This is a genomic window from Caballeronia sp. M23-90 (assembly GCF_053574605.1).
Genome location: NZ_JBSIPA010000185.1, coordinates 1 through 11,806, shown reverse-complemented (window position 1 = coordinate 11,806; position 11,806 = coordinate 1). Strand labels below are relative to the sequence as shown.

General features: G+C 60.6%; 10 protein-coding genes. 2 read left to right on the top strand and 8 right to left on the bottom strand.

All coding sequences use genetic code 11. The features are described from left to right. Positions 1-56 precede the first annotated feature (56 nt). The 6 genes from ACRXB1_RS18655 to ACRXB1_RS18630 all read right to left on the bottom strand — a co-directional run bounded on the left by ACRXB1_RS18655 (position 57) and on the right by ACRXB1_RS18630 (position 6,243). Complete coding sequence (locus ACRXB1_RS18655; RefSeq protein ID WP_449492829.1) at positions 57-206, bottom strand: hypothetical protein; 150 nt, start codon at positions 204-206, stop codon at positions 57-59. Between the two features lie 10 nt (positions 207-216). Beyond that, positions 217-888: an HAD family hydrolase gene (locus ACRXB1_RS18650; RefSeq protein ID WP_449492828.1), complete on the bottom strand. Its 672-nt coding sequence runs from the start codon at positions 886-888 to the stop codon at positions 217-219. Further along, positions 885-2,390 carry a xylulokinase gene (locus tag ACRXB1_RS18645; protein WP_449492827.1) on the bottom strand — a complete coding sequence of 502 codons (1,506 nt, stop codon included), beginning with the start codon at positions 2,388-2,390 and terminating at the stop codon, positions 885-887. The genes ACRXB1_RS18650 and ACRXB1_RS18645 overlap by 4 nt, the downstream gene beginning before the upstream one ends. 249 nt (positions 2,391-2,639) lie before the next feature. Beyond that, positions 2,640-3,584: an ABC transporter substrate-binding protein gene (locus ACRXB1_RS18640; RefSeq protein WP_061999456.1), complete on the bottom strand. Its 945-nt coding sequence runs from the start codon at positions 3,582-3,584 to the stop codon at positions 2,640-2,642. Positions 3,585-3,674: 90 nt separating this feature from the next. Next, complete coding sequence (locus ACRXB1_RS18635) at positions 3,675-4,703, bottom strand: ABC transporter permease (RefSeq protein WP_449492826.1); 1,029 nt, start codon at positions 4,701-4,703, stop codon at positions 3,675-3,677. Continuing rightward, positions 4,696-6,243: a sugar ABC transporter ATP-binding protein gene (locus ACRXB1_RS18630; RefSeq protein ID WP_449492825.1), complete on the bottom strand. Its 1,548-nt coding sequence runs from the start codon at positions 6,241-6,243 to the stop codon at positions 4,696-4,698. The genes ACRXB1_RS18635 and ACRXB1_RS18630 overlap by 8 nt, the downstream gene beginning before the upstream one ends. 295 nt (positions 6,244-6,538) lie before the next feature. Here ACRXB1_RS18630 and ACRXB1_RS18625 point away from each other — a divergent pair, with 295 nt between their 5' ends. Both ACRXB1_RS18625 and ACRXB1_RS18620 read left to right on the top strand, forming a co-directional pair. Further along, entirely contained in the window at positions 6,539-7,231 is a 693-nt protein-coding gene (locus tag ACRXB1_RS18625) for a FadR/GntR family transcriptional regulator (RefSeq protein ID WP_449492824.1), read from the top strand. 272 nt (positions 7,232-7,503) lie between these two features. After that, positions 7,504-9,729 (top strand): TonB-dependent receptor, encoded by a 2,226-nt coding sequence (locus ACRXB1_RS18620; RefSeq protein WP_449492823.1) that lies wholly within the window; start codon positions 7,504-7,506, stop codon positions 9,727-9,729. 358 nt (positions 9,730-10,087) lie between these two features. Here ACRXB1_RS18620 and ACRXB1_RS18615 read toward each other — a convergent pair whose 3' ends face one another. Beyond that, complete coding sequence (locus ACRXB1_RS18615; RefSeq protein ID WP_061999461.1) at positions 10,088-10,357, bottom strand: hypothetical protein; 270 nt, start codon at positions 10,355-10,357, stop codon at positions 10,088-10,090. Between the two features lie 75 nt (positions 10,358-10,432). After that, positions 10,433-11,572: a Rieske 2Fe-2S domain-containing protein gene (locus ACRXB1_RS18610; protein WP_449492822.1), complete on the bottom strand. Its 1,140-nt coding sequence runs from the start codon at positions 11,570-11,572 to the stop codon at positions 10,433-10,435. Between the last annotated feature and the right edge of the window lie 234 nt (positions 11,573-11,806).

Below are 11,806 nucleotides of genomic sequence, written 5' to 3'. Positions count from 1 at the left end.
CTGCGCCCTGGACGTATCGCGAGGGGAAAATGCTGGTTCGGAGCATGGTCTGGGTTTCAGGTGTCAAGTTGAACGCCGAGTGCTGCGGCGATGGCGGTGGACAACTCGTGTTCGGAAAAAACGAGTTGCGCGAGTTCGGTATCGAGGGAATCGAGCGCCCCTGCGCCCTGGACGTATCGCGAGGGGAAAATGCTGGTTCGGAGCATGGTCTGGGTTTCAGGTGTCAAGTTGAACGCCGAGTGCTGCGGCGATGGCGGTGGACAACTCGTGTTCGGAAAAAACGAGTTCGGCGAGTTCAGGGAAAGACGACGCCGCGCCCGGATGTTCGGGCCATGCAAGCACTCGCATGCCTGCCGCGATGGCTGCACGTGCGCCGGTCGGACTGTCCTCCACGACAATCGCTTGTTCCGGCGAAATGTGCAAAAGCCACGCGGCGCGTTCGTACGGTTCGGGATGCGGCTTGCCGGCGCGGACATCGTTGGCGCTGATGGATATGAGTTGCGGGTCCTGTAAATCCAGCGCGCGAAGTCCGGCTTCGAGCAGCATGCGCGGCGAATTCGATACGATCGCCTGATGGATTCCGGCTGCACGCACGGCGCGATAAACGCTCAACGCGCCGGGCCTGGGTTGCATGTTGATGGCTTCGGACACGTAATGGCGCGCACGCGCCATCGACCATTCGTCGTAGTCGAAGTCGATGCCAAAAAGCTCGCAACATAATGTATGCACTTCGCGCGCGGTCATGCCGAATATCGATGCATGCAGATCGTCGCCCGCCTTGATGCCGTGATGATTCAGCACGGTGACGAGTGTGTTCAGATGCAGCGCTTCGCTGTCGGCGAGCGTGCCGTCCATGTCCCACAAAACTGCTTTGATTGCGTGCGTCATGCATGAGTCCCGGCGAGACGATCGAGGTCGTCGTAGAACTGCTGCGAGCTCGAATAGAGCCGCTCGAAGATCGGCATCATCCGGTCATAGATATCGCCGGCACGCGGGTCTGGCAGGACTTCGCGCTCGAATTGAACGAAGGCGGAGACGGCATCGCCAAGGCGCGCAAACTGGCCATGCGCGGTCGCCGCGAGAATCGCGCAGCCCATCACGCCGCATTCCACTTCAGCCGGCACGAGAATCGGCGTTCGATACATGCTCGCCTTGATGTCGAGCCACAGCGCAGCCTTCGCACCGCCGCTTGCAGCGACGAGCCGTTCCATGCGCACGCCCGCGGATTCGATCACGCCAATGTGACGCCGCACGCCGAACGCAACACCCTCCAGCACCGCCCGATGCAAGTGCGCCGTCCCATGTTTGGCACCGATGCCAAAAAATTGCGCGCGCGAATTCGAGTGCTCGCCAAGGCGTTCGCCCGTGAGATACGGCAGGAAAAAAAGGCCTTCGGAACCGATCGGCGCTTCGGCCGCCTTTTGCGCGACGGCGTCATAGCTCAAGGTGTTTTCGTGGAACGCACGACGTGCCCAGCGCATGGCGTCGCCGCCTGAATCGAGCAACATGAAGCGTCCCCACAAGCCCTCTGCGGTCGCCACGTTCGAGACTTCGGGATGCAGCATGGGGGTATCGGCGATCACGGTGATGATCGATGACGTACCGGTGATGTCCGACCCGAGACCCGGTGCATACACACCCGAGCCGAGCACCGACAGCGGATAATCCGCGCCCCCGACCAGCACCGGCGTGCCTTCGCGCAAGCCGGTCGCCTGCGCAGCTTCAGCGGTGACGCTGCCGAGGATTTCCTGCGGCGAACGGATGGGCGGGAATTTGGTGATGTCGAGGCCGAGCGCATCGAGCATAGGCTGGGACCAGGTCCGCGTTTGCGGGTCCATCAAGAAGCTTGTCGATGCATCGCTCCAGTCCCACGCGCGTTCGCCCGTCAGACGGAAGTTGATGTAGTCCTTCGACATGAAGACGGTCGCGGCGCGCTCGTACGCTTCGGGCTCGTTCTGCTTGAGCCATTGCAGCTTGAAACCGGGCCACGCGGGCGTGGCGGGGTTCGCTGTCAGCGGGAGGTAGGACGTGGAGTCGTGCGCTGCCCGGAAGGCTTCGACTTGCGCGAGCGTGCGTTTGTCATTCCAGAGCGGCGCGGTTTCGCGGGTGAGCTGGCCGTCGGCATCGATCAGAACCGTGCCGTGCATTTGCCCGCACGCGCAGATTGCCGCGATGTTTGCAGCCGCATTCGGCACGCTTTCGAGCACTTCACGAATGGCGCCGACAGCGCCCTGCCACCAGTCCGCGGGACGTTGTTCGGACCAGCCGTAGCGGAGCACGATCTGCTCGTGCTCGCGCGCCGCCATGCTTGCTATTTTTCCACGTCCATTGACAAGGGCAGCGCGAACGCTGCCCGTGCCAACGTCGATGGCAAGGTAATACGTCTCCATGACTCGAGTCCCCAGGTGTTGCCTGAACGAGCGAATTCGTCGTGCGAAAAATGCGCCGAACTTCTAATTAACGTTATCTTGACTACGTTTTGTAGTCGTGTCAATTAGCTGCTCACGCTTATTCCGCCATGAATTCGCCGTGCAACTACCGTGGAGTCTCGTTTTTATCTTCCGTCTTCCGTTGTTTTCACTAACTTTATTTTTTATCGATGCGGAAAGCGCTCCCGCATCGCGTCCAGCCAAAAACCGTCAATACAATACGTTCTTTGCAACCGGCTGATCGATGTTGCCCTTGTCGACCATGACCACGCCCGTATCGACAAACTTGGGCGGCATTTTCTTCTCGATCACGCCAACCACCGTTTCGATGCCCTTGTAGCCCATCTGGTACGAACCCTGCACGGCGATCGCCTGGATGGTCCCGTCCTTCACGAAGTTCTGCAGATCCTGGTTGCCATCGAAGCCGATCGCCACGACCTTTCCAGCCTTGCCCGATTGCGCGAGTGCGCGGCCCATGCCCACTGCCGTCGGTTCATTCGCGCCGAAGATTCCTTTGAGATCAGGATTGGCCGCCAGCACGTCGGTCGTCTGGTTCAGCGCGTTCGCCATTTGCGATTGCGAGTAGAACGGACCCACCACCGTCAGCTTCGAATGCGCTTCCAGGTACTTGCGGAATCCGCCCACGCGCGCAGCCTCGGAGCCGGCGCCGGCCACGTACGACATCAACGCGATCTTGCCCGTCTGCCCGACCTTCGCGATCAGCGCCTGAGCGCACATCTCGCCGGCCTTGGCGTTATCGGTGGAAAGGAAAGCCTGGTAGTACTGTTTGCCCGAATCGGCCAGTGCCGAGTCGATGATCACCACCGGAATGTGCGCTTCCCACGCCTTCTTCACAGCCGGCACGAGCGCATCAGGATCTGACGCGGCCAGCACGATACCTGAGACCTTGCGGTTCACCGCATTCTCGACCATGTTCACTTCGGCTGCGATATCCGATTCGGCGGTCGGCCCCTGGAAGGTCATCGTGTAGCCCTTCTGCTTGGCCATGGCCGCAGTCGCGCCCTTGTTGACGTTTTGCCAGTAGTTGGAATCGGCGCTCTTCACAATGACCGCAATCTCGCCGCCCGCGGCAAATGCGGTGCTCGCGGCAACGGCCAGTACAGTGGCAAACATCGCCTTCGTAGTCAGTTTCATGTCTCGCTCCTTTGGTTTTATAAGCCTCTGCGGCCCGCTTCGCTTCTGCCCTTCGGACGCTTGAGAAAGACCCCTCGCGCCCGATGAAACTCATCGCCGGTTGCGAATCTGGTCGATCCACACCGTGCCCAGGATCACGAGGCCAATGATGATCTGCTGGATAAAACTCGATACGCCGTTCATGTTCAGGCCATTGCGCAAGATGCCGATCACGAACGCGCCAATGGCCGTGCCCGAGATGGTCCCGACGCCGCCCATCAGCGACGTCCCGCCGATCACCGCACTGGCGATGGCATCGAGCTCATACATCACGCCTTCGTTCGGCTGCGCGGTCACGAGCCGCGACATCAGCACGCAACCCGTCAACCCCGCGAGCGCGCCGGACAACACATAGGTGAAGAGCTTCACGCGATTCACGTTCACGCCCGACAAGCGCGCTGCTTCCGCGTTCGATCCGACCGCATAGATATGCCGCCCCAGCGACGTCCGGCTGAGCATGATCGAAACCAGCACGGCGAGCACGACCATGATGATCACGGGATAAGGAATGCCCGGAAAGACGACGTCGGGAAAACCATCCGAACCCATGCGCACGATACGAAACAGCGACCCGTTGCCGAGTTCCGCGAACGAATCGCCGAGACCCGAAACCGGCCGTGCGCCGGTGATCTGCAGGGCAACGCCGCGTGCGACCAGCATCATCCCCAAGGTCGCGATAAACGGCGGCAAGCCCATGCGCGTGACAAAGATCCCGTTGAACGCGCCGCAGATCGCACCGACGATCACGCCACCCAGCATGCCGATCGGCACCGGAACGCCCGCCTTCACAAGCAGCGCGGCGCACACGCCGGAGAGCGCGAGCACCGACCCCACGGACAGGTCGATACCGCCCGTAATGATCACGCAAGTCGCCCCGAGTCCGAGATACGCAATCGATGTCACCTGCAGCGCCACCGTCATGCCGTTACCCAGGGACATGAACGCGCTGCTCGTCGCGGAAAACACGATCACGAGCATCACCAGACTGCCCAGCGCGGCAAACTTCTGTATCAGATCGCGGCGCCGTTCACGAGCGCGTGCGCGGTCGGCATGAGCGGGGTCGGTAGTCATCTCAAGCATGGGTCGTCCGTCCTGATGCGTAGTGCATGATTTCTTCCTGATTGGTCTTGCGGGTCTCGAGTACGCCCGCTATTTCGCCTTCGTGGAACACCGCCACGCGATCGGTCATGCCCATGATCTCGGGCAGCTCTGAACTGATCAGGACAACGCCAATTCCCTGCGCTGCCAGCCGGTCCATCAGTTCATAGATGGCGTATTTCGCGCCGACGTCGATGCCGCGCGTGGGTTCATCGAAGAAAAGAATCTTCGATTCGCGGAACAGCCATTTGCTGATCACGACCTTCTGCTGGTTGCCCCCGGACAGATTGCGCGTGATCTGGTTCGCGCTCGGCGTACGGATGCCGAGCGCATCGATATATTTGCGTGCGACCTTCCCTTCTTCCTCGAAACGGATGAAACCGCCCGCGCTGGAAACCGCCCCCACGTTCGCAAGCGTGATGTTCTTCGCGACCGTCATCTGCAGCGCGAGCCCGTTGCCCTTGCGATCCTCCGAGAGATACGCAATGCCGTTGCGAATCGCATCGATAGGCGAATGAATCGACAGCTTTTCGCCTCGCAAATGCACCTCGCCGCCGTCCACGGGGTCCGCACCGAACACCGCGCGCGCCACTTCGGTACGACCCGAACCCATCAGGCCCGCGAAGCCAAGAATCTCGCCGCGACGCAATTCGAAGCTCACCGGCCCGAACACTTCGCGGCGCTTGAGGCCGTTGACGCTCAAGAGGACCTCAGTAGTCGGCTGCGATTTGCGTTCGGGGAACACATCGTCGAGATCGCGGCCAACCATATGCGACACCACTTGTTCGATGGTCGTGGCCGCGAAGTCATCGGTGGAAATCGTGCGGCCATCGCGCAGCACTGTCACGCGGTCCGCGATCTCAGCAAGCTCATCCAGCCGATGCGAGATGTACACGATCCCCACGCCCGACTTGCGCAATTCCTTGATGATCCGGAAAAGATGCACGGTCTCGGATTCGGTCAGCGACGACGTGGGTTCATCCATGATCAGAAGCCGCGCGTTGAGCGACAACGCCTTCGCGATCTCGATCATCTGCTGCTGCGCGACCGACAGCGATCCAACCAGCGTGCGGGGTTTCAGCGGCAAGCCGATCCGGTCGAGCGCGGCCTGTGAATCGGCGGCAAGCCGGGCGCGATCGATAAATATCCCGCGCTTCGGCTCCCGGGCCAAGAAGATGTTTTCCGCGATCGACAGATGCGGGATCAGGTTCAGTTCCTGATGGATGATCGCGATGCCGGCGGCTTGCGCATCGAGCGTGGACGCGAAATGCTGCACGCGGCCATCGAGATAAATCTCGCCTTCGTCCGGCCGGTACTGCCCGCTGACAATTTTCATCAACGTGGATTTCCCTGCGCCGTTCTCGCCGCAGATGGCGTGGACTTCACCCGCACGGACATCGAAGCTCACCTTCTGCAGCGCGATCACGCCCGGGAAACGCTTGCCTACGCCGTTCAGGCGCAGCAAGGATTCCGCTGAACTGGCGGAAGGGGATGACACGTCCGGTTCGGCCGTTGCGTTCATTGCACGGCCCGACAGACTGACTGGGACGGATGCATCGGCTTTTGTCTCCTCGATGTGGGGCTTGCGCCCAGGCCGTACCCGCTATCAAAGTGGTCAAGCCAATTTAGTGTTCGCGGCAACGGTTTGAAGAAGCGGCCTGACCTGCCGCTAATGATAATGGCGTTGAGCCTGTACTGGAATCGAGGTATTTACCCTTATATCCAAAGACATACGCTCCAAGCGATGCTGGCGCGAATTGAAAGTAAATTGGTCAAGCCACCTTACACGTTTCGACACGCACAACGCACCGGGCTCCATGACTTCTCTCGTTAAACCTGTTGAAACGCGGCGGCTGTATCAGTCCATCGCCGATCAGATCAACATGCTGATCCGCCACGGCAGCTTTCAGGCCGGCGCGCGTTTGCCGCCTGAACGCGAACTGGCGCAGCAACTCGGCGTATCGCGTCCGTCGCTGCGCGAAGCGTTGATTGCGCTGGAGATCCGCGGACAAGTCGAAATCCGCATGGGTTCGGGCGTGTACGTGTGTGAAGTCGGCAGCGAAACGTCGCCTTTGACTGCCATGGGAGAAAGCCCGACTGAACTGATGCAGGCGCGCGCCGCAATAGAAGGATCAGTGATCGTGCTGGCGTGCACGCGGCTTACCTCCGATGGCACGGCCAAGCTGCAGAAAACAGTCGATGTCATGCGCGAGTTGATTGCAGCAGGCCGCTCGCCACTGGAACCGGATCGCCAGTTCCATATGGCGATCGCGGACATGGCGGGAAATTCGGTGCTCACACGGCTCGTCGGTGAATTGTTCGATGGCCGCAACGATCCCATCGCCGCCAAAGCCAGTGTGCTTTCGGAAAACATCACGACGTGGGGCGTCGCGTTATCCGAGCACGAACGCATTCTCAGGACGCTCGAAGCACGCGACCCGATCGCGGCGCAGGCAGCGATCCGGTCGCATTTGAAAGCATCCGAGGAACGATGGGTCGGCGACGCGTGAACTCATCCGCGAGATGATTCTTCCTGGACCCTTCTAACCCTCCGAAACATCCTGCCAGGGCTGTTATCAGGCGTGTCGTTTTTTTGCGCGATAAATGATAACGATTCGCATTCGTGTATAATCCTCTCGTTTGTCAGGTCTTGTAGTCCAGTTGTAAATCCAAACTCGCAAGCCCACACATAAACCCACTACAAAGCAGCGCTCCGTTGCCCGCCATTTGCCTGGCGGATGACGGGGCGAAATCACGACCGCTTCGCTACTCCGCTCCTTCGATGCTTCCAAACAAACCGCAATCGCTTCGCGTCCGGCCCGTATCGGCCGCCGTCCGTCAGGTCTTTTTCCGCGCAGCGATGCCGCTCGCCATGGGTCTCGCCGGCGCGGCCGGTATTGCTCACGCGCAAAGCGACCCGACGACGGATGCCACCGACAAGACCCTGCCGGCCGTGAAAGTCCAGGGTGCCGCAGAAGCGCTCCCCGGTGACTTCGCGCCGACGTACAGTGGCGGTCAGGTCGCGCGGGGCGCGAGTTTCGGTGTGCTGGGCGACCAGAAGATGATCGACGTGCCCTTCAGCATGACCACATACACCTCGAAGCTGATCGAAGACCAGCAAGCGCGAACCCTCGCCGATGTCCTCGACAACGATCCGTCCGTGCGCTCGAGCCTGGGCTTTGGCAACCAGTCGCAAGTGTTCGTGATCCGCGGCTTCCAGTTGAATGGCGACGACATCTCGCTTAATGGACTTTATGGCATCACGCCGCGTCAGCTCGTGGCAACCGAAACACTCGAACGCGTCGATGTCTTCAAGGGCGCAAATGCGTTCCTGAGCGGCGCGTCGCCGACCGGCTCCGCCATTGGCGGCGGCGTGAACCTGGAGCTGAAACGTGCCGGCGACAAACCCCTGACGCGCGTAACGGTGGAAGGCACGGCATCGGGCGAACTCGGCACGCACGTGGATGTAGGCCGCCGTTTTGGCAGCGAAGGCCAGTTTGGCGTGCGCGTGAACAGCTTCGTGCGCGACGGCGAAACCAGCGTCGACGATGAACACAAGCGCAGCACGGCCACGTCGGTATCGCTGGATTATCGTGGCGACAAACTGCGTCTCTACGGCGATTTCCTGTATCAACGCGAACGTGCGAACGAAGCGCGCCCCACGGTCAACCTGAGCGGCACGGACATCCTGATCCCGGCGGTTCGGTCGGCAACGCACAACTACGCACAGCCCTGGTCATTCACCGCGCTCGAAGACACGGTCGGCATTGCGCGCGCCGAATACGACTTCTTGCCGGGATGGACGGCGTATGTGGCGGGCGGCGTGCATCACGCGAACGAGCATGGCGATTATTCTTCGCCGAACTTCAACGGCGATACCGGATTGACCACGGCGTATCGCCTGGGCGTGCCGCGCAAGACCGATGCATTTTCGACCGAAGGCGGCGTGCATGGCCGCTTCGACACCGGCCCGGTCTCGCATTTCGTGACTCTGGGCGGGTCGCTGACCAGTATCGAAGACCGCTCGGCCTTCGACTTCTCTGGCACATTCAACACCGACCTCTACAACACGCCGCAGGTGCCGCGCCCGGGCGCGAGCCCGGTCGGCAACTTCGCCGATCCCTTCGTTACCGACCGCGCGTTGATCCGAAGCGTGGCGGTATCGGACACGCTGGGCTTTTTGCATGACCGCGTGCTCTTCACGCTCGGCGCGCGCCGCCAGGAATTGCACCAGAACAACTACGCAACCGGGACCGGCGACCTCACGTCCTCCTATAACGATTCCATCACCACGCCGATTCTCGGACTCGTGATCAAGCCATGGGAAAACGTCGCGATCTTCGCCAACCGCAGCAAAGCGCTGGCGCAGGGACAGGCGGCGCCGTCGACGGCAGTGAACTTCGGCACGAACCTCGCGCCATCGCGCTCTAAGCAGTACGAAGTCGGCGTGAAATACGACACGAATCATTTCGGCTCGACGTTCTCGGCCTATCAGATCGAAGAACCGACTGCGTACACGAACAGCGACATGGTTTTCGCGGCAAACGGACGCGAGCGGCATCGCGGGCTTGAAGCGTCGATCACGGGTGAACCGTACAAGGGTGTGCGGCTGCTGGCGGGCGCGTCCTACATCCAGGCCGAGCTGCTCAACACCGTGGGCGGCCTGACCGACGGCAACCGTCCGACCGGCGTGCCCGCGTTCCTGTTCAATCTCGGCGCTGAATACGACCTGCCGATGGTGCCCGGCCTGACATTTACCGCGCGCTATCTGCACACGGGCAAGCAATACTTCGATGTCGCCAATACGGCGTCGCTTTCATCGTGGAATCGCTTCGATGTCGGCGCACGTTACGCGACCAACCTGTTCCACAAGAACACGACCTTCCGGGTCAGTGTGCTGAACGTGGCAAACAAGGCGTACTGGGAATCAGCCGCGACCTCGGGCCAGGGGTATTTGACGCAAGGCGCACCGCGCACGTTCTTGTTCTCGATGACGACGGACTTTTAAAGCAGGTTCGACTTCGCGTTTCAAAGCGCCAGCGCAAACCTCCGCAAATGCAAACGGCCCGCTAATAGCGGGCCGCTGGAGTTCAAAGCGCTGCAACAACGTGATGTCGGGAGCTTCCATGCCGGATGGTTGTTTCAACCGAACCATCGGCCGTATATCTGCTGCTTACACGATCATTGCACTTACTGGCGCTTGGTCGCCTCCTTCTTCAACTTCTTCGCCTCTTTCTTTTCCTTCGGCGACTTGAGGGCAACCTTTTTCTCGGTTTTCTTTGCGTCCTGGGCTTTACTCATAATGTGCTCCGTGGTTGACCTTAAATTTTGCCCGGGTTTTGCCCCAGGCTGGCTGTGAGCCTTTGTTAATCGATCCGTGAACGCAGTTCTTCCGCGCTCACAAGCAGCGCCTGATAGCCCGAGCGTGCATGCTCAGGCAAATCCGGATCGCCGACAAGCGTGCCCAGCGTTTCGATCACGCTGTACAAAATGCCTTTCGCGGCCTTGGCGGCCAGCACGCCCGACGAATACGAACTGTCGACGTGGTTGATGGCGGCATCGAAGTGATCCTGTTCGGGCCGTTCATTGACGTTGACTGACGGCGTGCCGCGATCTTCTGCCGGGTTGGGTTCCATGATGATCGACCTCTTTGGTTATTACTTGACTACCGGCACGTTACTTCCAGCCGCTCTCTACGATATCAGTCAATCTCAATCTGTAACCGGCTGAATGATGTGCACGCGACGTTCCACCGCAGGCTCGCGAACCGGCGCGCCGCATTCGGTCAGCAGCGACCGCAATTCGAGAATGACCGGAAACACCTCGTGATTATGATCGCCGCCTTGCCGGTCATGCGCTTCCTGTTCGCGCTCGACGATCCACCGGTCTTCCTTGAAGATACGCTCGGTGAACCACACCAGCAGCGGCCAGGCGGCATCGAGAATGCCCGGAATCTTCGGGCGGCGGATCGACAGCAAACCGAACGTGCGGTTCGTGCGCTGCTCGGCGTCGAGCGGCACATAGGCAATCCACAGATCCATCACCATGGTCTGGTCCTTGGTGCGGATCCTGAGCGTCTGGTACGGATATTCCGTACGGATCGTCATTACGTCCTTGTTATTGTCGTCGGGCTTCGTGCCGCGTTTCTGGCTGAAGACGAGCGCTTCGCCTATCGGCTGCTTGCCCTCTTCGCGCGCGAACGTGTAATTCACCTCCACCCAGTCTTCGCCACGGCTGCGTCCGACTGAACGCGCCTTCATCTGGCCCATTTGCTTGCGATGCAGGAATTGATGGTTCATGTCCATCAGGTTCTCGTGCATGAAGGTGTAATGGCACTTCACCGCGCGGCCGAAGCGGCGGGTTTTATAGGCTTTGTCGCCGGCGGAACCGAGCGCCGGGAACGGCACGCTCTCAGCGAGCAGCGGATCGCCCGGGAAGATGAAGATCAGCCCGGCTTCTTCGCGGCACGGGTACGAGCGCACGCCGTTGGGCAGACGCTCGCGCCCGAGATAGGGCACGTCGATACACTTGCCCGACCAGTCGTAAGTCCAGCCGTGGTAACAGCAGCGGATGGACTCGCCGTCGACCACGCCCGCATGCAACGGCACTTGCCGATGCGCGCAGCGGTCTTCCAGCGCGAACACCTTGTCGCTCTCGGTGCGCACCAGCACGACGGGGTCGCCGGCGAACTTCACGCCATGCGCCTTGCCGCGCTTGACTTCGCGCGACCACGCGACGGGATACCAGTGATCGGGGTGAATGTCGACACGGCGCAGATCACGCGGCGTTTTTTGAGGTTGTTCGGCGGGCGTGCCGCTCGTGACGGCTTCCTGCTGCAGCGCTACATGCATGTACGATGCCTCCGCTTGAGGGTATCGGCGAAAAATCGGCCCGATAGTGGCCGAAATTGGCGAAAAAATGTGTTGGGGAGTCGATGCAACCAACGGGTCTAACGCAGTCTACACGTGAGCGGCCCTTTGAGGCGCAAACGCCCTCCCTTGAAAGTTCGGCGAAGGCGTGCGGGGCGGGCATCGGAGCAGAAAATTTTGCGGATTCCCCCCGTTGGTTCCACCTAGATTCGCGCC